The organism is Paenarthrobacter sp. UW852, assembly GCF_024608385.1.
Taxonomy (GTDB): Bacteria; Actinomycetota; Actinomycetes; order Actinomycetales; family Micrococcaceae; genus Arthrobacter.
Genome location: NZ_JAMSGY010000008.1, coordinates 171,073 through 190,912 on the forward strand (window position 1 = coordinate 171,073; position 19,840 = coordinate 190,912).

Sequence of the window (19,840 nt, forward strand, 5' to 3'; positions counted from 1 at the left end):
AAATACGAGTTCGACAGAGTCAACTGTGCCAAGCGCCGCCAAAACACAGGAGGAACCAGTGAAAGTTGAACTGACGTGGCAGGATGCCAAAGCTCATACCCAAGCTTTGGAACTGGAGATCGCCGCCCAAGTCCCTAAGGACGCCGTTATCTCGATCGATCAGAAGACGAAGGGCATGCTTCTGTCCTGCAACCGAACCAAACACAGCTGGAATGGTTCAACGACAATCACGGTCACCGAAGGAACCAAAATCGAGCCGATCCTGAAAGAAATCAAAACCCACTACCAGAGTGGACAATACGTCGTCGAGGACAGGCTTGATATCAGAGGATCATACGAAGTCCAGATAAGCCCTCACAATACGAGCGATGAAAACTACATTGTCGCCGAAGGGTTAGCCCCAAACCAGATCCGCATTGATTCAGGCTCTGAGTGTTTCACGTTGCCAAAAGGTATTTACCCGGGTGGGGATTTTTAGATCCTCATGAGTAACCAGAACCCCCTCGCCTCGTACAGCGAGGACAATGTGCACGTACCCAAGTGCATGCTGGGAAGTGCAACTCGGTGAGGATTCGGAGCGGCGCCGTGGTGTTGATGCTGGTCGTTTCAATCGGGCTTGCCGGCTGCGCCGGAAACCCAAGCGTGAGTTCGACCGAGGCAACTATGCCAATTGCTACGCAAACACAAGAGGAACCGATGACCACTGAACTCACTTGGCAGGAAGCTAAGGCTCACACCCAAGCTATTCAACTTGAGATCGCCGCACTGATCCCAAAAGATGTTGTTGTCTCGATTGATCAAAAGAAGACGGGCGTGCTTCTATCTTGCAACAAAACTCAACATAACTGGAATGCCTCAACGACAGTCACAGTTCATGAAGGAACCAAAATAGAGCCTATCGTTAAATCATTCGAAGCTCGCTACCGGACAATAGGAACAAAAGTATCCATCGATACTGATGTTAATGGAAGATATCGTGTCCAAATCGACCCGCCCGCCCCGGGGGAAAGTTACATTGTCTCTGAAGGATTCTCCCCAAACGAGATCCGCATTGCATCCGGTTCGCCTTGCTTCACATTGCCCGAGGATACCTACCCGGGTGGGGATTTTTAGATCCTCATGAACAACCAGAACTTCATCGCAACCGACCGCGAGAACTACAAGCAGGCACTCAGGGTCATGCTTGGAAATGTGACTCGATGATGGCGCGACAAGGAGCCATGGCGTTGTTGCTGTTGGCGGGTTCGATCGGGCTCGCAGGTTGCGCCGGAAGGCCAGAAGGGACTCCAATCGAACCAACGGGGCCCACTGCAACAATGACACAGGAGGCAACGATGAATGCTGAGCTGACATGGCAGCAAGCGAAAGCACACACACAAGCAATGGAGTTGGAGATCGCCGCACTGATTCCAAAGGATGCTGTTGTCTCGATCGATCAGAAAAGGAAGGGCGTGCTGCTGTCCTGCAACAAGACCCAGCACAACTGGAATGCTTCAACCACGGTCACGGTTGCCGAAGGGACCAAAATCGAACCCATCGTGAAGGACATCGAAGCCCACTACCGGTCGCGCGGACTCAATGTATCAGCCGATACGGATGTAGACGGAAAGCTTCTTGTCCAAATTGATCCACCTGCTCCCGGTGAGAATTACCTCGTCGGTGGAGGCGTCAAATCTAACGAGATTTGGATCGATTCGGGTTCACCGTGCTTCACATTGCCCGATGGTATCTACCCGGGTGGGGATTTCTAGATACCATGAACAATTACAACCTCATCGCCTCAAACTACGAGGACAACCTGCAAGTACTCAGAGTCATGCCTGGAATTGTGCCTCAATGAGGGCGCGACAAGGAGCCATGGCGTTGTTGCTGTTGGCGGGTTCGATCGGGCTCGCCGGTTGCGCCGGAAACCCAAGCGTGAGTTCGACCGAGTCAACCGTGCCAACTGCCACTGATACACATGAGGAACTGATGACCACGGAACTCACCTGGCAGGAAGCTAAAGCAAACACAGAAAAGGAAGCGCTGGAGATAGCGGCTTTGATCCCGAAGGACAAGATTACTTCCATAGTCCAGAAAGAGACGGGCGTTCTCCTATCCTGCAGCAAGACAGAACACAACTGGAACGGTTCGACTTCGATCACGCTGGCTGAGGGAAGCGAAGCTGAATCTGTCGTGAAAGAACTTGAGACCGCTGCACGGGCACACTTCACGGATCATCGTTTTGAGGTCTCAAGCGACCGGACCATACAAGGCACCTTTCGTGTTGAGATAAGCGATCCGGCCACCTCGGAAATGTATCTCATCAGGGAGGACGATCCCGGCGTCATTCGCATTGCATCAGGTTCGCCTTGCTTCACAATGCCCGAGGGTACCTACCCGGGTGGGGATTTCTAGATGCTTTTGAGCAACCGTGATCTCATCGCCTCCAACAGTGAAGACAACGAGCATGCGCTCAACAACATGCTGGGAATTGTGGCTCGATGAGGGCGCGTCGCGGTGCCATGGCGTCGTTGCTGCTGGTGGGTGCGATGGTTCTGGCAGGCTGTTCCGGAAGCCCCGGAGGGACACATATCGAACCAGCAGCGCCCACCGCAGCAAAGACACAGGGTGAACCGATGAATGCTGAACTGACCTGGCAGGAAGCCAAAGCCCACACCCAAGCGATGGAACTGGACCTCGCCGCCCTGATCCCAAAAGATGCTGTTGTCTCAATTGATCAGAAGAAGAAGGGCATGCTTCTGTCGTGCAACAAGACCCAGCACAACTGGAAGGGTTTCACGACCATCACCGTTGCCGAGGGAACCAAAATCGAGCCCATCGTGAGAGCCATCGAGGCCCACTACCGGGCGAAAGGAACCAAAGTATCCGCCGATTGGAATCCAAGCGGAAACTACCGAATCCAGATCGACCTGCCTGCGCCTGGGGAGAACTACATCGCCTCCGAAGGATTGGCCCCAAACCAGATTGACATCGATTCGGGCTCGCCGTGCTTCACTTTGCCCGAGGGCATCTACCCGGGCGGGGACTTCTAAACCAGAGCTGATGAGGATGGTTCGGCGTTTTCACGTCGCCTCTACAATCGTCAAACAGCCCGGCGATAATGCATGGACACCGCCCCGTTACTTAGCGGCTCGGCGTATATCAGCTCAAGATGCCGGGTGCTGGGCAGCCCGCCTTGGTACAGGGTGGGGCCGTGACCGGCGATCATGGGGTGGATGAGAAATTTGTACTCGTCGATCAAGCCCAGCCGGTCCAGCTCTGTTGCTAGTTTCCCGCTGCCAACAAGTACCCCCTTCGGAGTCCTGTCCTTGAGTTCCTGAACGGCCGTACCCAGTTCGCCGACCAGCCGATGACTGTTGGTCCAGGGGAAGTCGCTCCGCGTTGTGGAAACGACGTACTTAGGTTTCCCCTCCAAGGTAATCGCCCACTCACGAAGGGCTGGCGGCGCTTCCACCTCGCCCCGGGCCACCAAGGGCCAGTACTCCTCCATCATTTCGTAAGTGGTGCGCCCCCAGAGCATCGCACCGCTCTGATCCAGGAGGCGTGTGAAGTGGGCGTGGGTCTCATCATCTGCGATCCCCTCCCGGTGGTCGACGCAGCCATCCAGAGTGACGTTGATGCTGAACGTGAGAAGGCCCATTCGCCGATTCTAGGCCGTTGCCGGCGTTAGCGCAGCGGGATTGCCGCAGTAGTGTGCTTATTCTTGCATTGCAAAGACCGATACCCTCCCAGGGGTATAGTGTTGCGAATGGACGCAAAGGAGGAGTGCGCGTGAGCGGGTCATCGTCGCGGGTTTCATCGCCCCTTCTCAGACGAGGATCGCTCTTGATGCTCGTGGCTACCATCATTGCGGGCTTGTTCGGAATGCATGTGATGAGCGGATCCCATGGGGAACATTCCGTCACGCCAACAGCCACTGACGCGATCACCCTTCACGGGCAGGGCGCTTCACATCATGTGCACGACACTTCGCAACCCCTCCCTGCCGGTCATCCTGCGGAAGCGGAACAGTGTACGTCCGGAAGCTGTTCCTGCGCCGGGGCGGTAGGTGCTACCTGCACACCGTCGCTAAAAACCGGTTCCTTGGTTGCGCCGCTCCCAGCCAGCGCGGCTACCTACACTCTCACTGCCACCGGGTACCAAGATCCATTGCCATCCTGGTCCTACCGACCAGACCAGCCCACGCCCGGGCAACTCAGCATCAGCAGGACGTAAGCACTGGTAGGGGCCGCCAACATGCGGGCCCTTCGCCACACCCCGGACCCCTATGGCTCCGGGCGCCCAACTGCTTACCCTTGGCGGCAGACGATGGTGCCGCCTGAATTGGCAAAGGACCAATCACTGATGAACAAAACACGCTACATTGTCACGGGAACCGCTTTGGCAACCCTGCTCGCACTGGCCGGCTGCGGATCCAATTCCGGCTTGGGCTCGATGCCGGGCATGGATCACGGCACCTCCAGTGCATCGGCAAACCCGTCGGCGGGCAGCACGGATCCGGTCCACAACGCGGCGGATACGATGTTCGCGCAGATGATGATTCCCCACCATGCCCAAGCCGTGGAAATGTCCGACGCGATGCTGGCCAAGCAGGACATCCCGGCGGCCGTAACGGAGCTGGCAACCAGGATCAGGGCCGCACAGGCCCCCGAGATCGAAAAAATGACCGGCTGGCTTACAAGCTGGAATGAATCGGCCACTATGGCTGCCGGCGATCACAGCTCCCACAGCATGGACGGCATGATGAGCGACGCCGACCTGCAAAAACTCGAAGCGGCACAGGGCACAGAAGCTGCCAAACTCTTCCTGACGCAGATGATCGCGCATCACGAAGGTGCCGTGACCATGGCCAAAACCGAAACGAGTCAGGGTCAGAATCCTGAGGCCGTCCAGCTCAGCAAGGATATTGTGGCCTCGCAGGAAGAGGAGATCCAGGAAATGAAGGATCTCTTGGCTGGACTCTAGCCTCACGCCAACGTAACGCAAGGGCCCGACGGCGGTAGGTCGCCGTCGGGCCCTTGCGTTTAGGTCGGGCGCGCCGACCAAAGGAGCCTTAGCGGGAACTGCCCGCCAGCAAGCCCCGGCGCTGCAGGAGGCGCTTCTCGATCGGTCCGAACACCAGGAGCTCAATCAGGATGCCTACGAACAGGATGAGCAGGATCGCGGACATCACGATGGTCATGTCAGACAACAGCCGGCCCTGATCCAACAGTGAGCCCAGCCCGAAGCCAATGGTGCCGCCCACCGCGATGATCTCGGCGGCCATGAGGGAGCGCCAGGAGAAAGCCCAGCCCTGCTTCAGACCACTGATGTAGCCGGGAAGTGCTGCGGGCAGCACAATCTGCAACGCCATCTGGAGCCGGCTGGCGCCAAGCACCGTTCCGACGCTCCGGTACTGCGGCGGGATCTGATCCACGCCGGAGATGAGGCCGTTGATGATGGACGGAATGGCGCCCATGAAGACAACGAAGTAGACGGTGGCGTCGGTCAGGCCGAACCAGATGATGGCGGCTGGAACCCATGCCACTGAAGGCAGAACCTGGAGCCCGGAAATCAACGGCCCAAACGCGCGGCGCAGAGGAGCGACCTGGGCGAGCAAAAGACCAATGGGGGTCGCGATCACCACGGAGATCAGGAAGCCGATCAGGCCACGCTGCAGCGAAGTCCACACCGCTTCCTGGACTTTGCCTTCTCCCCACATCGTCACGAACTGGGTGAGCACGTCAAGGGGCCCGGGCACGAGGTCGCGCCGCTTGAACTCCAAGGAAACGTAGAGCTGCCACGCAAGGATCAGGACCACCAACGCGGCAACAGGCAGCAGCACTCGATTCCACTCGATGCCCCGCTTTCGGCCATTGTCCGACTGCAGGTTGTCCAGCCCGGCTTCAAGGTCGCGGAGCTCGGAGGCGCTGCCCTTCAGCGACGGGGAAGTGATGTGCTCTTTGGATTCGGTCACGGGAAGGGTCCGCTCTTCGGTGGTGATGGGGTTACTTGGCATGGCGGCGGATCTCCTCGCGAAGTCGGCGGGTGATGACACCAGTGAGCTCCCCAGCGCGACCGGCATCGGTACGGTGTTCCTCGGTGACGTCCCATTCGGCCACCACACGGCCGGGGCGGGAGGACAAAAGCAGCACGCGCTGGCCCAGCCGCACGGCTTCGCGGACGTTGTGCGTCACGAACACGATGGTCCGGCCGGTTTCCTTCCAGATCCGCTCGAGCTCATCGTGCAGGAGGTCGCGGGTGATGGCATCGAGGGCAGCAAACGGCTCGTCCATCAGCAGCAACTGCCGGTCCTGGGCCAGGGAACGGGCCAAAGCCACGCGCTGCCTCATGCCACCGGAAAGTTCGTGCGGGCGCTTGTCGCCGGCGCCGCCCAGGTGCACCAGATCGAGCAGCTCCGTGGCGCGGGCACGCCGGCTCGCCTTGGTGCTGGACTTGTCGGCCAGTTGCAGCGCGAGTTCGATGTTGCCGCGGGCGGTCAACCACGGAAAGAGGGACGCGTCCTGGAACATGAAGGCGGCGCCGTCGCTGGGGACTTCAAGGGCGCCCGACGTCGGCTTTTCCAGTCCCGCCATGATGTTCAGCAGGGTGGACTTGCCGCAGCCGGACGCACCGAGGAGGGCCACGAACTCGCCCTGGGCGATGGTGGCGTTGACGTCGTCCAGCACCGGAGCGCCGTCGCCGAAGCGCTTGCCCAGGTTCTCGAGTACGACTGGCATGGTCCCGTCCTTCATGTTGATTGGTAGAGCTGATGTGGCTGAAGGCCGGCCCGCTTCCCGCCCAAGGGGAGGAAAGCGGACCAGCCTGTTAATGCTTAGTCCTGGCCGAGACCTGCAGCCGAGGTCTTCTTGCCTTCAACCTCGTTCAAGGTGCGGAGGTCGAAGATGCCGTTAATGTCGGCCTGCTTTGTGGTTCCGGCCTTCACTCCGTCATCCAGGAGCTTCTTGTACGTTCCGGCCAGCGGGTCGGTGGTGAACTTGATGTTCTGCAGCGCCCGCTCAATCACGTTGGCTGGAAGCGGTTTGCCGGCCGTGTCCTTCAGGACAGCGTTGATGGTGGTTGCCTTGTCTGCCGCTGAGGCGGAGTTGAGCCAGTTCACGGATTCCACGTGGCCCTTGAGCAGTGCCTTCACAGTTTCAGGGTGTTCTGCAGCGAACTTCTTGTTCACGATCAGGATGGTCGTTGTGAAGTCGCCCTTCTCCCATAGGTCCTTTTCGTCAACGAGGACCTTCGCTCCGGCTTCGAGGACCAAGCGGGACGCCCACGGCTCAGGCAACCACGCGCCGTCGAGCTTTCCGTCCTGGAAGAGCTTCAGCGACTGGGCGTTTTCGGTGGGGTTGATGTTCACATCACCGCTGCCGTCAACGTTGGTCTTGAAACCCTGCGCGCCCAGCCAGGCGCGGAGTGCTACGTCCTGCGTGCCGCCGAGCTGCGGCGAGCTGAGGATTTTGCCCTTGAGGTCAGCAGCGGAGTTGATCTCCGGCTTGACCACCAGCTGGGCACCGCCGGAAGCCGCACCGGCGATAATGCTGATGGACTCGCCGTTGCTCTTGACGAAGGAGTTGATGGCCGGGTTCGGGCCGATGTACGTGGCGTCGATGGCGCCGGCGTTCAGGGCTTCGATAGCGGCGGGACCGGCGTTGAAGACCTGGGTGCTGAGCTTGGTTTCACCAAGTTCCTTGGCGATGATGCCCTTGCTGATTCCTACCAGGGCCGGACCGTGGGTGACGTTGCTGAAGTAGCCGAGCTTGAGTTCGGCGGCGGGCGTCGTGGCGGGGGCCGGGGCGGCTTGGTTGTTGTTCTGCGAAACAGCGGAAGCAACGGCGGCGCCTGCGCCGATGAGCAGCACTAGGCCGACGGCCAGTGCGATCTCAACGGTGCGGCGGCGCTTGGGCTTGGCGGTCTCACCCGCGACGATGCGGGTGGTACCGGTGTTGGGTGACTCGGGGTTGTTCGACATGAGGGGTCCTTCGGAGATGTGGGATGCGAGTGGGGCGACGATCAGGCCCCGTGACATCGCCCGTCGAGGGCAAGCAAGGACCATTCCGGAGAGGTCATGCCTTCACAGTAGGGACTGTCATATTTCGGCTTCAATCCCGTAGAAATCAAGGTTCACGCAGGTTCACGTGGCGTCATATTGGCCACGAGGCCTTCAATGTCACGCGGAGTTGTGCGGCAGCATCCACCTATGAGACGGGCTCCCCTGTCGTGCCAATCTGCAGCGGCGCCGGCCAGGGTTCCGCTCCCCTGAACACCCACAGCCGGACCCCATGTTTTGGTCACGGCGTCGTAGGTCTCCCCCGAATTCGGGTAGGCCACCAGGGGTTTGTCGCTCACACCCTGGAAGGACTCCAGTGCTGGTGTCACCAACTCCAACGGCACGCAATTAACCCCGACGGCGGCGACCCGCGGTTCCGCGCGGAGCAGCGCAGCCACGTCTGCAACCGGCGTTCCGTCGCTGATGTGGCCGCTGTCCCGCAGCGTAAACGTGAACCAGGATTCGACGTCGAACTCCGCCACGAGCGCCAAAAGCGCCTCAGCTTCGGCAAACGACGGAAGCGTTTCGCAGGCCAGGAAATCCGCGCCTGCCTCCACGAGGGCGGCGACGCGGGGGCGGTGGAAGTCCCGGAATTCCGCGGCTGAAAGCGTGTAATCGCCGCGGTACTCCGAGCCATCGGCAAGGTACGCGCCGTAGGGGCCAACAGATCCGGCCACCAGCAGCGGACGGGATCCGGGGTTGGCTGCTAGGTATTCCTGACGGGCTTCGTCGGCCAGCCGGACACTCAACGCCACCAGCTCCAACGATTCCTCCACGGACAGCCCACGCCGCGCAAAGCCCTGCGGAGTGGCCTGGTAGCTGGCTGTAATGGCCACGGACGCACCGGCGTCGAAATAGTCGCGGTGGACCTGCTTGATCAGGTACGGCTGTTCCAGCAGGACCTTGGCGGACCACAAGGCGTCTTCCAGGTCGCAGCCGTGGGCTTCCAATTCCGTGGCTAACGCGCCGTCCAGGACCAGGTCCTTGCCGGCGGCCAAGTGCGTGCTGAGCGTGGTGTTCTGTGGCATGGGTCCTTCCCCAAAAAGAAAACCGCAGCTTGTTCGAAAATCCCGCCGTACAGCGTGAGGAGTCGCGAACAAGCTGCGGTTTTGTGACTACGTGTGACCCTAGATGACGTAACGTTCGTCCTCGTGGTCGCCCGGGTGGTCCTTGACCAAGCCCGCGGCAAGGGTGTTGCCGTCGATGGGGTCGATCACCAGGAACGCGCCCGTGCGGCGGTGGTGCAGGTAGTTCTCCAACGGCAGCGGAGCAGAGAGCCGGAGCTGTGCGTGTCCGATGTCGTTAAGGTCCAGGATGGACGCCGGCTCCACGTTGAACGTGGCCAGGTCCAGCTTGCCCGTGACGTTGCGGACCAGTGCCTGGACCGTGCGCGTACCGTGCTTCACCAGGACCTTCTGGCCTTCGCGGAGCGGCTTCGGCGAGAGCCAGGCCAGCGACGCATACAGGTCCGCAGTGCTTTCGCGGACCGTACCCGCAGCGGCGATGGTGTCGCCACGGGCGATGTCGATCTCATCAGCCAAGCGAACAGCCACAGACTGCGGAGCTGCGGCCTCGTCCAACGACTGACCAGCGAAGTCAATGCCGATCACCGTGGTGGTGCGCGGTTCGTGGCCCGGGCTGATGACACTCACTTCGTCGCCAACCTTGACCGACCCTTCGGTGATCTGGCCGGCGTAGGCACGGTAATCGCGGTACGCCTCCACATCGAGCCCGGCAGCAACAGCGTCCGGAGCAAGGGCACCCTGCGGACGGATCACCAGCTGGACCGGGAAGCGGAAGCTCTCCAGTTCGGCCTCCAGCTCGTCAGCAGCGGGGAGGGTTTCGAGGACTTCCAACAGCGCAGGACCGGTGTACCAAGGGGTGCGATCCGAGCGGTCCACCACGTTGTCGCCGTCCAGGGCCGAAACGGGAACAACCAGCAGATCGGCAACACCATCAGATCCAAGGCCGAGCTCGCGGGCAACCTTCTGCACGTCCGCTTCAATGTCGCGGAACACCTGCTCGCTGAAATCGACCAGGTCGATCTTGTTGACCGCCACGATCACGTGGGCAACCCGCAGCAACTGCAGCACAGAAAGGTGACGACGCGTCTGCTCCAGGACACCCTTGCGGGCGTCAATAAGCACGACGACGGCATCCGCAGTGGACGCGCCCGTCACCGTGTTTTTGGTGTACTGAACGTGGCCGGGGCAGTCCGCCAGGATGAAGCTGCGGCGGTCGGTGGCGAAGTAGCGGTATGCCACGTCGATGGTGATGCCCTGTTCACGCTCGGCACGCAGGCCGTCGGTCAGGAGGGCGAGGTCGATCCCGCCCTTTTCACCGCCGAAGCCACGGTCCGCGGAGGTGCGGGCAACGGCGTCGAGCGTGTCAGCAAGAATCGCCTTCGAATCGTGAAGGAGGCGGCCCACCAAAGTGGACTTGCCGTCGTCGACCGATCCGGCAGTGGCAAAACGGAACAGAGTAGTGGGCAGGGCTGTCTCCAGTCCGGCAGTCAAAGTTTCGGTGCTCATTTAGAAGTAGCCGTCCTTCTTGCGGTCTTCCATGGCTGCCTCGGAGATGCGGTCATCTGCTCGGGTGGCGCCACGTTCGGTCAGGGTGGAGGCAGCGACTTCAACGACGACGTCGGCCACGGTGCGGGCATCGGACTCGACAGCACCGGTGCAGGACATGTCCCCCACCGTGCGGTAGCGGACCAGCTTGGTGATGACTTCCTCGTGCGGCAGCGGCTGGGAAACCTCGCCCACTGCACGCCACATGCCATCGCGGGCGAAGACCTCGCGGTCGTGGGCGTAGTACAGGCTGGGGAGCTCGATGTTCTCGCGCTCGATGTACCGCCAGATGTCCAGCTCGGTCCAGTTGCTGATGGGGAACGCACGGACGTGCTGGCCCACCGTGTGGCGGCCGTTGTACAGGTTCCACAACTCGGGGCGCTGGTTGCGCGGGTCCCACTGGCCGAACTCGTCGCGGAGGCTCAGGATGCGCTCCTTGGCGCGGGCCTTGTCCTCGTCGCGGCGGCCGCCGCCGAAAACGGCGTCGAACTTGTTGCGCTGGATCGCGTCCAACAGCGGAACGGTCTGCAACGGGTTACGGGTGCCATCGGCACGCTCAGCAAGCTCACCGCGGTCGATGAACTCCTGCACCGAGCCCACAACCAGCTTCAGGCCCAGTCGCTCCACCGTACGGTCACGGAAGTCGATGACCTCCGGGAAGTTGTGGCCCGTGTCCACGTGCAGCACAGGGAAAGGAACCTTGCCCGGCCAAAAAGCTTTGGTGGCCAGGTGCAGCATGACCACGGAGTCCTTGCCGCCGGAGAACAGCAACGCAGGCTTCTCAAACTCGGCAACAACCTCGCGGATGATGTGAATGGCCTCGGACTCGAGTGTGTCCAAAGACGAAAGGCGAGTCGACTGCAGAGCCGCAGCAGCAGATGCCGCCCCGGGAGTGGCATCGGGCCTGTCGTAGCTGGACGCAATGCTGCTTGCAGCGTTGCCGTCCAGCGAAGGGGCGGGGGCGGCATCTGCTGCGTAGGCTTCCGTCGTCGTACTGAAGTTGCTCATGTGTGTAGTCCGCATTCTGTCTTGTCGGATCCTGCCCAGCGGCCGGCGCGGGGGTCTTCTCCCGGGGCAACCTGGCGTGTGCAGGGCTGGCAGCCGATGGACGGGTAACCCTGGCTCAGGAGGGGGTTGACGGGAAGGATGTTGTCCTCGGAGTACTCGATCAGCTGATCGAAGGTCCAGTCGACCATCGGGTTCACCTTGACCAACCCGAAGCCTTCATCCCACGTGATGATCGGCGTGTTGGTGCGGGTGGGTGCCTCGTCGCGACGGACACCGGTGAACCAGACCTCGTAGCCGGCCAAGGAGCGGCGCAACGGCTGGACCTTGCGCAGCGCGCAGCACTGGGCGGGGTCGCGGGCGAACAGGTCCTTGCCCAACAGGCGGTCCTGCTGTTCCACGGTGGTTTCCGGAAGGACGTCCACGACGTTGACGCGCAGGTTCGCTGCAACTTCGTCGCGGGTCTGGTGCGTTTCCTTGAAGTGGTAGCCGGTCTCCAGGAACAAGACGTCGACGCCGGGAAGCTGGTCCGCCACCAAAGCCGGCAGGACGGCGTCGGCCATGGAGCAGGCCACCGTCACCGCGGGCAGTTCGAAGTTGCGGGCCACCCAAGCGATCGCTTCGGTGGCGCTGGCGTTCCAACCCAGCTCAGCGGCGCCGGCTTCAGCCAGGGCCTTGAGCTCCTCGTTGGAGCGCTTGAGTGCTACAGCTACGGTCACTGTAAGTCTCCTTCGTCGGCGGAGTGTGCCCACTCAGCGAAGGTCTGGCCCTCGGCGCCAACGGCGACAAACTTACGGACCACACGCTCCACGTAATCGGGCAGGTCTTCCACCGTGACCTTGAGGCCGCGGACGGTACGTCCCAAGCCGGCTTCCTCGCGCTCGTTGTTGGCCAGCCCGCCACCGAGGTGGACCTGGAAACCCGGGGTGGGGTCGCCGTCGGGCGTTGGCAGCATCATGCCCTTCAGGCCGATATCGGCCGTCTGGATGCGTGCGCAGGAGTTGGGGCAACCGTTGATGTGGAGGGACAGTGCCGACGGCAGCTGCTTGGTCTCCACGAGGTCGGCCAAGCGGCGTTCCAACTCAGCGATGGCCGTTGCTGCGGTGACCTTGGTTTCCACGATGGCCAGCTTGCAGAACTCAATGCCCGTGCAGGCAATGGTGCCGCGGCGGAATACGGACGGCCGGGCGGAGAGGCCCAGGGTGTCCAGTTCGGCGATCAGGGGTTCCACCTGTTCCTTGGCAACGTCCAGGATCACCAGCTTCTGGTGAGGAGTAGTGCGCAGCCGGTAGGAACCGTGCTTCTCCAACGTGTCGGCCAAGGTGACCAGTGCTTCGCCGGACGTGCGGCCCACAGTGGGTGTGACGCCGATGAAGAACTTGCCGTCCTTCTGCTCGTGCACGCCAATGTGGTCGCCCGGCGCGTTCGGCTTCGGGGCCGCAGGGCCGTCGGGAAGCTTGAAGCCGAGGTATTCGTCTTCGAGGATTTGGCGGAACTTGGCCGGACCCCAATCGTTCATGAGGAACTTCAGGCGGGCCTTGGTGCGCATGCGGCGGTAGCCGTAGTCGCGGAAGATGCTGGTGACTCCCAGCCATACTTCAGCGGCAACATCGGCGGAGACGAACACACCCAGGCGTTCGGCCAGGCGCGGGTTGGTGGACAGGCCACCGCCCACCCAGAGGTCGTAGCCGGCACCAAGCTCAGGGTGGACAACGCCAACCAGGGCGAAGTCGTTGATTTCGTGGACCACGTCCTGGGACGGGTGTCCGGTGATCGCCGTCTTGTACTTGCGCGGCAGGTTGGCCAGCTCGGGGTCGCCGATGAAACGCTCGGCGAGCTCGTGAATCAGCGGGGTGGGATCGATGATCTCGTCCTTGGCGATGCCGGCGACCGGGGAGCCCAGGATGACGCGGGGAACGTCACCGCAGGCCTCGGTGGTGGACAGGCCGATACCTTCAAGGCGACGCCAGATCTCCGGAACATCCTCAACGCGGATCCAGTGCAGCTGGATGTTCTGGCGGTCCGTCAGGTCGGCGGAGCCCCGGGCGAAGTCCACGGAGATCTGACCGATGACGCGCAGTTGCTCGGTGGTCAGCGCTCCGCCGTCGATGCGCACGCGCAGCATGAAGTACTTGTCTTCGAGCTCGTGCGGTTCAAGCGTTGCCGTCTTGCCGCCGTCGATCCCGGGCTTGCGCTGCGTGTAGAGGCCCCACCAACGGAAACGGCCGTGAAGGTCGGTGCCGTCGATCGAGTCGAAGCCTTCTTTTGAGTAGACAGACTCAATGCGCTCACGGACGTTCAGCCCGTTGTCTTCCTGCTTCCAGGTTTCGTTGGCGTTGAGCGGGGCAGTGCCGTCAACTTTCCACTGGCCGTGGGGCTTGGCGGCAGGGCGGGTGCGCGCCGGGCGCTTGGCGGTCTCCGCGGACGCGCCGGCTACAGCTGTATCTGTCATATATCGAGGGTAGGTCTGGCCAGATTTAGCCAGCAAAGGTCTGGAAATGTTGAGTCACCTAGGGAAACATTTCGTCACGAACACGCCAGTGGCCTTGTCCGGCGGCGCCACATATGCAGGCGGCTTTGGAGGCAATCAGCTCGCCAGCACTGCGTCGTAGCGTTCCAACGCGATCTCGGCGAGCACCGGTGAAGGCAGCAGCGGAGCCGCGACAACGTCAGCTCCAGCCTTGGCCAGCTGATCGTGGAAATAGCCGGTCGCCAAGAGGTAGGACGCGATGAACACCCGTCCCGTCCCACCATCGGCGGCGAGCTCCGCACGCAAGGAGGCGACGCCGTCGGGCACTGTCGGCTTGGCGCTGGCACCATAGGCGACCCGGACCTTGTTGGGGAGCAGCTCAGCGAGCAGGCGCGCTTGCTCTTCCGAGTCCACCGACCCGTCCGGAAGCGAGGAGCCGGCGGCAGCCACCAGCACGCCGTCGTTCTCCTCCAGGCCTGCGGCCCGCAGATGCGCGGCAAGCAGCTCAGCCAGCCGCGGATCCGGGCCGAGCGGCCTGGCCGAGATCACTTCGGGCCGAGTCTTGATCGCCTTGGGTACGTCCACTTTGATGTGGAAGCCGGTGGACAGCAAAAGCGGGACGACGACGGCGGCAGTCCCCTCGGGCAGGCCCTCCACCACTCCCCCCAGCTCAGGTTCCTGCACGTCCACGTAGGCCTCGAGCACCCGCAAGCCGGGGCGAAGGGCCTCGATGTCGGCCATGACCTGGCGGATGGCTGCCTGGCCTTCGGCGTTGCGGGTTCCGTGGGCGCACGCGATCAAAACGGGGCTGTTCATGGGAGCTAGCGTAACGTTGAGCCAGCATCTGTTGAGAGCCGTACCCAGAAAGAAACCGTCCACTTGATTTCCATCGACATCCTTCTTCTGTGGCTTGACCTGTTCGGCGTGTTTTTCTTCGCGGTCTCCGGGTCACTGTTGGCGGCCCGCAAACAGTTCGACATTGTGGGTTCCGTGCTCCTGGCCTCGATTGTGGCGCTGGGCGGCGGCGTGATCCGCGACATCATCATCAACGCCGGTCCCCCCATCGCGTTCACCAACCCCGCTTATCTGGTTCCGCCCCTGCTGGCGGCAATGCTGGTGTACTTCCTGTTCTCCTCGGTTCAGCGCTTCACCTCCCTTTTAACATTGTTCGACGCCGGCGGCCTGGCTCTCTTCTGCATCACCGGGACGCTGAAGGCCCTGACCGCGGGCGTAAATCCTGTGGCCGCGATCCTGCTGGGTGTGACCACTGCCGTGGGTGGCGGACTGCTGCGCGACATTACGGCGAACGAGGTCCCCACACTGTTCAATGCACGGGACCTGTATGCGCTGCCGGCGTTTGTGGGGGCAGGCCTCACCACGTTGCTGTGGCATTTGGGTCTGTTCACCGGGCTCTCTGCCTGCGTTGTCGCCGCCGTCGTTTTCGCTTTCCGCGTCACTGCCTGGCGACGCAGTTGGCGCGTGCCGCTCGCGGTCCGTGGATGGCACCGGCCCAGCCGGGGAACGGGCGCAATTTCGGGTGCCCGGGATTAGCTAGGATAAGAGCATGACTGACATGTTCCTCGAGAAGTTCCGCGCGCTGGTCCCAAAGTATCTCGAGGATGAATGGCAGGAAGAGGATGGCCTCACGCCCTCCGAGCTGGACGAGGCCCTTGCCGACCACTCCTTCACCATCCCGCTGGTTCTCCGCGAGTTCTACCTCGCCGTGGGCGGTTGCGAAGACCTCATGGAGGCCTACCACTACTTCTGGGATCCCGAGGAACTCGAGGTCGATGACGAAGGTTTCCTCATGTTCCTGGAGGACGAGGACGAGCAATTCACCTGGGGCTTCCGCACCGCTGATCTGGGCATCCCCGATCCCATTGTCTGGCGCCGCAACAACGCCCGCGGGCAGTGGAAGAGCGAAGAAGGAACGTTCTCCGAGTTCGTGTTCGACATGTTCGAGTGGGCGTTCAACGACGAAGACTAGGTCCTTTTTCAGGGCGCCCCCGTGGCTTCCTGACCCTGTTTGAACGACACGCAGCCCCTATGCAACCTTGATTGATTGCATAGGGGCTGTTTTGCATTGAAAGAAGGTCACAAAGACACGGGTTTCCGGGCTTAAACGGAATGGCCCCGGCTCGCTGCAACGTTACGAGTCATACGCTGCACCGAACCGGGACCACAATCTCCGTTCGCATCAGACCCACCGGAGGCATTTAGTGGATCCGTGAATAGCTTATGACAAGCCTGTCACAAGCGCAACTCTTAGCGTCAACGTAAATTCAAAGATGCCGTTGCGTTTTTACGGCCCGGTGTAGTTATCCACATAGGCCGAAAAGCAGGCTCTGGAGAGTCTCCAACGCCGCAACCATAGCCTGATGGACCTCACCCAATTCCTCCGATCCAGACTCGGCGCGGCCAGAACCGCAGACTTGAAGCGGGCCGGGTTCTCTGAACGAACACTGGCATCGGCGTTGAACAACGGGGTGATCACCCGATTGCAGCGAGGCGTCTACGTCACCAAAGGAGCAGACCCCGACGTCGTAGCCGCCTTTCGCGCGAATGGCCGCCTGACCTGTATCTCGGCAGCGAGGTTCTACGGACTTTGGATACTTCGCGAACCAGAAACTTCGCACTTAAGCTGCGGCAACGGTCTGCCCAAGCCGCAGGTTGTTGACCACGCCTGCATGACCCATCCCCCGCATCCCTATCTACCTGTTGCAGGCGTGGCTGACGTTCTCATTCACGCCCTTCGTTGCCGGCCGGAGCTGGAGTCGCTGGTCATGGTCCAGAGTGCTGTGAGCCAGGCGCTGCTCAGCCCGGATTACCTAAGGTCCAAACTGGCGGGTCCCCGCAATGGCCGGGCGCGGGCTGTTGTGGGGTTGGTCCTTCCCAGGGCAGATTCCTTGCTGGAAGTCCTGGCTCATGTCCACTTCACCAGGGCAGGACTCAGGGCGAAGATGCACGTGCAGCTACCCGGGGTTGGTGAAGTCGACTGCCTGATCAACGATTGCCTGGTGATCGAGCTGGACGGCGGTACCCACGTCCGCCATCCGGGGAAGATGGTGGCTGAAGTGCTCATCGTGCTGGGTAACAGGGAAGCCGGGCACTTCGGACCGTCGCGGTGGACACCAAAGTGGGTGCCGGCGTCGTGATTCGACCGTCTGCCGTGGCGATCCGAGCTTCTTTGGAACGAAAACGGCCGCTTTGCAACCCGAAAAGGGTGCAAAGCGGCCGTCAAGCGCCTAAAGCGGGTCAGGAAGCCACAGCACGGAAGAACTTAGCTGCTGCGGTCCACCACAGCGTGGGCAAAGTTGGTCAGCGACGCCTTCACCACGCCTTCCGGCAACGGAGCGAGTGCAGCAACGGCCTCGGCAGACCATTGGCGCGCGATCTTCCAGGACTCACTGGTGACGGGGTGTTCACGCAGGCCTGCAACGGCCTCAGCCAAAGCCGAATCGGAGGACAGGTCGCCGTCGATCAGTTCAAGGAGTTCGGCAGCAGAGGAGTCCCCTGCGGCAGCATCGCGGCGCAGCAACAGCACGGGGAGGGTGGGCACGCCTTCGCGGAGATCGGTGCCAGGGGACTTGCCGGACTTGACCTTCACTCCGGTGACGTCGATGACGTCGTCGGCAAGCTGGAAAGCCACGCCAACCTTTTCACCGTACTCAACCAGCAAGTCCTCGAAGGACTCATCGGCGCCGGCAAAGATCGCTCCAAGCTGCCCGGACGCCGCAACCAGCGATCCGGTCTTGTCTGCGATGACGGAAAGGTAGTGCTCCACGGGGTCCTCGTCCTCGCGCGGCCCCACGGTTTCGTGCAATTGGCCCAGGCAGAGGCGTTCGAAAGTCCGGGCCTGGATACCGAGGGCACGAGAGCCGAGTTCGGAGACAAGGATGGAGGCTCGGGCGAAGATGAGGTCGCCGGTGAGGATGGCCACGGAGTTGCCCCATACCTCGTGTGCTGTGGGAGCCCCGCGACGGAACGGAGCCGAGTCCATGACGTCGTCGTGGTAGAGCGTGGCCAGGTGCGTGAGCTCAACAACCACGGCAGCCTGGACAACCTCGGGGCGCGAAGCATCACCGAGATGGGCGCACAGCAGTGTGAGCAGCGGTCGGATGCGCTTGCCACCGGCTTCCACCAGGTGACGGGACGTCGCGTCAGCCAAGGGGTCAGAGTTGGATATGGCTTCGCGAAGCTTCTTCTCCACCCGGGCAAGGTTGTTGGTGATGGCGGGGCCGAGTTCGGCGTCCCCTGCGATGGCAGCGAAACCGGCGGGCAGTTGCAGTCCCGTAGCAATCGCTGTGGTGTTCAGGGAAGGCTCGTTGGAGTCAGGCAGGCCGTGCCCGGCATGCGTCCAACTGTGTTCGGCAGAGTTCGTCACGGGTTAACCCTAACTAGTTGTTGCGGAAACCGCGGTGTCGGAGCCGGCTGCGGTCAGCGCGCCGGACGAAGAAGTGTTGGACGTCGCTGGAACCAGCATTTCGAGTACCCGGATCACGCGGTCCTCGAAGCCTTTCGCTGACGGATCGGTGAGGTTCGCGAGCATGCGGACCACAAACCGCATCAGCACCGGAATCGGCATTCCCGTGCGAAGTGCCAGCTTCATGACAGCCGGCTTGCCAATCAAGGAAGCGAAGAGCCGTCCCAGCGTGAAGTGCGATCCCCACTGGTCCCGCACATAGTCCGCGTACCGCGAAAGGTGCGCATCGGCGTCGTGCGTGTTCCAGCCGGCTGAAGCGGAGCGGGAGGACGCATCAATGATGAACTCGGCCGCGAACCGGGCGGACTCCATGGCGTAGGAAATGCCCTCGCCATTAAAGGGGGACACCATGCCGCCGGCGTCGCCCAGCAGTAGCAGCCCCGGCGAGTAGTGCGGGGTGCGGTTGAAGCCCATGGGCAGCGCGGCACCACGGATCTCCCCCACCTGGTTCTCCGGCGTGAAGCCCCAGTCAGCGGGCATCCCGGCGGTCCATTCGCGCAGGACCTGCTTGTAGTCGAGCTTGCCGAATTGCTTGGAGGAGTTCAGGATGCCAAGGCCAACGTTGGAGGTGCCATCCCCAACACCAAAAACCCAGCCGTAACCGGGCAGCGGCTTGCCTGACTTATCCGGCAGTTCAAGCCAGCCTTCCATCCAGTCGTCCTCGTGCCGCGGCGACGTGAAATAGGTGCGCACGGCGACACCCAGCGGACGGTCATCCCGCTTGTGCATACCCAGCGACACAGCGGTCCGCGTGGAGTTACCGTCTGCGGCAAGAACGACGTCGGCATGGAAGTCGCGCGTTTCGCCCGTCTTGCGTCCGGACTCGTCAAGGATGGCGGCACGTACGCCGACGACTCGGCCGTCGTCCGATTTCAGGGCCGACGTGACACTGTGGTGTTCAAGGACGACGGCGCCCGCGGCCTGCGCGTGACGGGCCAGGTCCTCGTCGAAACCGAGGCGGGTCCGGATCAGGCCGTACGTGGGAAAGTCGGCGACCTCGGGCCATGGCAGCTCGATGGTGCGGCCGCCGGCAATGAGGCGGAGGCCCTTATTGCGCCTCCAACCTTCAGAGACGGCGTGCGGCAATCCGAGCTTTTGGATTTCCCGGACAGCCCTTGGGGTGAGTCCGTCGCCGCAGACCTTTTCACGGGGGAAGGAGGTCTTTTCCAGCACCGTGACGTCAATGCCCGCCTGGGCGAGGTAATACGCGGCGGTGGACCCGGCCGGGCCCGCGCCAACAATCAGTACTTTCACGTCGTCCTAAATCAGCA

21 protein-coding genes and 1 pseudogene are annotated in these 19,840 nt (G+C 61.9%); 10 read left to right on the forward strand and 12 right to left on the reverse strand.

The features are described from left to right. The first annotated feature begins 58 nt into the window (after nucleotides 1-58). The 5 genes from NEK97_RS15230 to NEK97_RS15250 all read left to right on the forward strand — a co-directional run bounded on the left by NEK97_RS15230 (nucleotide 59) and on the right by NEK97_RS15250 (nucleotide 3,035). Nucleotides 59-478: a hypothetical protein gene (locus NEK97_RS15230; RefSeq protein ID WP_257370642.1), complete on the forward strand. Its 420-nt coding sequence runs from the start codon at nucleotides 59-61 to the stop codon at nucleotides 476-478. Nucleotides 479-585: 107 nt separating this feature from the next. Further along, nucleotides 586-1,113 (forward strand): hypothetical protein, encoded by a 528-nt coding sequence (locus tag NEK97_RS15235; protein WP_257370643.1) that lies wholly within the window; start codon nucleotides 586-588, stop codon nucleotides 1,111-1,113. A 221-nt stretch (nucleotides 1,114-1,334) separates the two neighbouring features. Further along, entirely contained in the window at nucleotides 1,335-1,751 is a 417-nt protein-coding gene (locus NEK97_RS15240; RefSeq protein WP_257370644.1) for a hypothetical protein, read from the forward strand. Nucleotides 1,752-1,857: 106 nt separating this feature from the next. Further along, the gene (locus tag NEK97_RS15245) at nucleotides 1,858-2,397 is read left to right on the forward strand and encodes a hypothetical protein (protein WP_257370645.1); all 540 of its coding nucleotides are present in this window, start codon (nucleotides 1,858-1,860) and stop codon (nucleotides 2,395-2,397) included. 86 nt (nucleotides 2,398-2,483) lie between these two features. After that, nucleotides 2,484-3,035: a hypothetical protein gene (locus tag NEK97_RS15250; RefSeq protein WP_257370646.1), complete on the forward strand. Its 552-nt coding sequence runs from the start codon at nucleotides 2,484-2,486 to the stop codon at nucleotides 3,033-3,035. A 50-nt stretch (nucleotides 3,036-3,085) separates the two neighbouring features. On the opposite strand, the gene NEK97_RS15255 is transcribed toward NEK97_RS15250, so the two are convergent. Next, nucleotides 3,086-3,643 (reverse strand): dihydrofolate reductase family protein, encoded by a 558-nt coding sequence (locus tag NEK97_RS15255; protein ID WP_257370647.1) that lies wholly within the window; start codon nucleotides 3,641-3,643, stop codon nucleotides 3,086-3,088. A 704-nt stretch (nucleotides 3,644-4,347) separates the two neighbouring features. Between NEK97_RS15255 and NEK97_RS15260 the strand changes: the two genes are divergently transcribed. Continuing rightward, a complete protein-coding gene (locus NEK97_RS15260) occupies nucleotides 4,348-4,968 on the forward strand; it encodes a DUF305 domain-containing protein (protein ID WP_257370648.1) in 621 nt (206 codons plus the stop codon). Nucleotides 4,969-5,056: 88 nt separating this feature from the next. Here the strand turns inward: NEK97_RS15260 and NEK97_RS15265 are convergent, their stop codons facing one another. The 9 genes from NEK97_RS15265 to NEK97_RS15305 form a co-directional block, all read right to left on the reverse strand. Further along, entirely contained in the window at nucleotides 5,057-6,001 is a 945-nt protein-coding gene (locus NEK97_RS15265; RefSeq protein ID WP_257370650.1) for an ABC transporter permease, read from the reverse strand. Then, nucleotides 5,991-6,722, reverse strand: a complete 732-nt coding sequence (locus tag NEK97_RS15270) for an ABC transporter ATP-binding protein (RefSeq protein ID WP_257370651.1) — start codon at nucleotides 6,720-6,722, stop codon at nucleotides 5,991-5,993. The genes NEK97_RS15265 and NEK97_RS15270 overlap by 11 nt, the downstream gene beginning before the upstream one ends. A 95-nt stretch (nucleotides 6,723-6,817) precedes the next feature. Next, nucleotides 6,818-7,963 (reverse strand): ABC transporter substrate-binding protein, encoded by a 1,146-nt coding sequence (locus NEK97_RS15275; protein WP_257370652.1) that lies wholly within the window; start codon nucleotides 7,961-7,963, stop codon nucleotides 6,818-6,820. Between the two features lie 152 nt (nucleotides 7,964-8,115). Next, nucleotides 8,116-9,069, reverse strand: coding sequence for a homocysteine S-methyltransferase (gene mmuM / locus NEK97_RS15280; protein WP_257370653.1), 954 nt, complete (start codon nucleotides 9,067-9,069; stop codon nucleotides 8,116-8,118). Nucleotides 9,070-9,168: 99 nt separating this feature from the next. Next, complete coding sequence (locus NEK97_RS15285) at nucleotides 9,169-10,572, reverse strand: sulfate adenylyltransferase subunit 1 (protein WP_257370654.1); 1,404 nt, start codon at nucleotides 10,570-10,572, stop codon at nucleotides 9,169-9,171. Beyond that, nucleotides 10,573-11,619 (reverse strand): sulfate adenylyltransferase subunit CysD, encoded by a 1,047-nt coding sequence (cysD, locus tag NEK97_RS15290; RefSeq protein ID WP_257370655.1) that lies wholly within the window; start codon nucleotides 11,617-11,619, stop codon nucleotides 10,573-10,575. Next, nucleotides 11,616-12,335 carry a phosphoadenylyl-sulfate reductase gene (locus NEK97_RS15295; protein WP_235517238.1) on the reverse strand — a complete coding sequence of 240 codons (720 nt, stop codon included), beginning with the start codon at nucleotides 12,333-12,335 and terminating at the stop codon, nucleotides 11,616-11,618. The genes cysD and NEK97_RS15295 overlap by 4 nt, the downstream gene beginning before the upstream one ends. Then, complete coding sequence (locus NEK97_RS15300) at nucleotides 12,332-14,068, reverse strand: nitrite/sulfite reductase (protein WP_257370656.1); 1,737 nt, start codon at nucleotides 14,066-14,068, stop codon at nucleotides 12,332-12,334. The genes NEK97_RS15295 and NEK97_RS15300 overlap by 4 nt, the downstream gene beginning before the upstream one ends. Before the next feature lie 135 nt (nucleotides 14,069-14,203). Further along, the gene (locus NEK97_RS15305) at nucleotides 14,204-14,965 is read right to left on the reverse strand and encodes a sirohydrochlorin chelatase (RefSeq protein WP_257370657.1); all 762 of its coding nucleotides are present in this window, start codon (nucleotides 14,963-14,965) and stop codon (nucleotides 14,204-14,206) included. Here NEK97_RS15305 and NEK97_RS15310 point away from each other — a divergent pair, their 5' ends adjacent. The 4 genes and pseudogenes from NEK97_RS15310 (at nucleotide 14,966) to NEK97_RS19915 (ending at nucleotide 17,241) form a co-directional block, all read left to right on the forward strand. After that, a complete protein-coding gene (locus NEK97_RS15310) occupies nucleotides 14,966-15,637 on the forward strand; it encodes a trimeric intracellular cation channel family protein (RefSeq protein ID WP_257370658.1) in 672 nt (223 codons plus the stop codon). Nucleotides 15,638-15,650: 13 nt separating this feature from the next. After that, complete coding sequence (locus tag NEK97_RS15315; protein WP_211711993.1) at nucleotides 15,651-16,073, forward strand: hypothetical protein; 423 nt, start codon at nucleotides 15,651-15,653, stop codon at nucleotides 16,071-16,073. 391 nt (nucleotides 16,074-16,464) lie between these two features. After that, a pseudogene (locus NEK97_RS19910) lies at nucleotides 16,465-16,593 on the forward strand (type IV toxin-antitoxin system AbiEi family antitoxin domain-containing protein); the annotation flags it as partial. Between the two features lie 219 nt (nucleotides 16,594-16,812). Continuing rightward, nucleotides 16,813-17,241 carry a hypothetical protein gene (locus NEK97_RS19915; RefSeq protein ID WP_308292494.1) on the forward strand — a complete coding sequence of 143 codons (429 nt, stop codon included), beginning with the start codon at nucleotides 16,813-16,815 and terminating at the stop codon, nucleotides 17,239-17,241. Between the two features lie 125 nt (nucleotides 17,242-17,366). Here the strand turns inward: NEK97_RS19915 and NEK97_RS15325 are convergent, their stop codons facing one another. Beyond that, entirely contained in the window at nucleotides 17,367-18,470 is a 1,104-nt protein-coding gene (locus NEK97_RS15325) for a polyprenyl synthetase family protein (RefSeq protein WP_257370660.1), read from the reverse strand. A 9-nt stretch (nucleotides 18,471-18,479) separates the two neighbouring features. Then, entirely contained in the window at nucleotides 18,480-19,823 is a 1,344-nt protein-coding gene (locus tag NEK97_RS15330) for a geranylgeranyl reductase family protein (RefSeq protein ID WP_257370661.1), read from the reverse strand. Between the last annotated feature and the right edge of the window lie 17 nt (nucleotides 19,824-19,840).

Bases quoted from the DNA above. Each gene is read 5' to 3' on its own strand.
- NEK97_RS15240 (WP_257370644.1), top strand. From the start codon at position 1,335: ATGAATGCTGAGCTGACATGGCAGCAAGCGAAAGCACACACACAAGCA.
- NEK97_RS15245 (WP_257370645.1), top strand. From the start codon at position 1,858: ATGGCGTTGTTGCTGTTGGCGGGTTCGATCGGGCTCGCCGGTTGCGCC.
- NEK97_RS15250 (WP_257370646.1), top strand. From the start codon at position 2,484: ATGAGGGCGCGTCGCGGTGCCATGGCGTCGTTGCTGCTGGTGGGTGCG.
- NEK97_RS15255 (WP_257370647.1), bottom strand. From the start codon at position 3,643: ATGGGCCTTCTCACGTTCAGCATCAACGTCACTCTGGATGGCTGCGTC.
- NEK97_RS15260 (WP_257370648.1), top strand. From the start codon at position 4,348: ATGAACAAAACACGCTACATTGTCACGGGAACCGCTTTGGCAACCCTG.
- NEK97_RS15265 (WP_257370650.1), bottom strand. From the start codon at position 6,001: ATGCCAAGTAACCCCATCACCACCGAAGAGCGGACCCTTCCCGTGACC.
- NEK97_RS15270 (WP_257370651.1), bottom strand. From the start codon at position 6,722: ATGCCAGTCGTACTCGAGAACCTGGGCAAGCGCTTCGGCGACGGCGCT.
- NEK97_RS15275 (WP_257370652.1), bottom strand. From the start codon at position 7,963: ATGTCGAACAACCCCGAGTCACCCAACACCGGTACCACCCGCATCGTC.
- mmuM (WP_257370653.1), bottom strand. From the start codon at position 9,069: ATGCCACAGAACACCACGCTCAGCACGCACTTGGCCGCCGGCAAGGAC.
- NEK97_RS15285 (WP_257370654.1), bottom strand. From the start codon at position 10,572: ATGAGCACCGAAACTTTGACTGCCGGACTGGAGACAGCCCTGCCCACT.
- cysD (WP_257370655.1), bottom strand. From the start codon at position 11,619: ATGAGCAACTTCAGTACGACGACGGAAGCCTACGCAGCAGATGCCGCC.
- NEK97_RS15300 (WP_257370656.1), bottom strand. From the start codon at position 14,068: ATGACAGATACAGCTGTAGCCGGCGCGTCCGCGGAGACCGCCAAGCGC.
- NEK97_RS15315 (WP_211711993.1), top strand. From the start codon at position 15,651: ATGACTGACATGTTCCTCGAGAAGTTCCGCGCGCTGGTCCCAAAGTAT.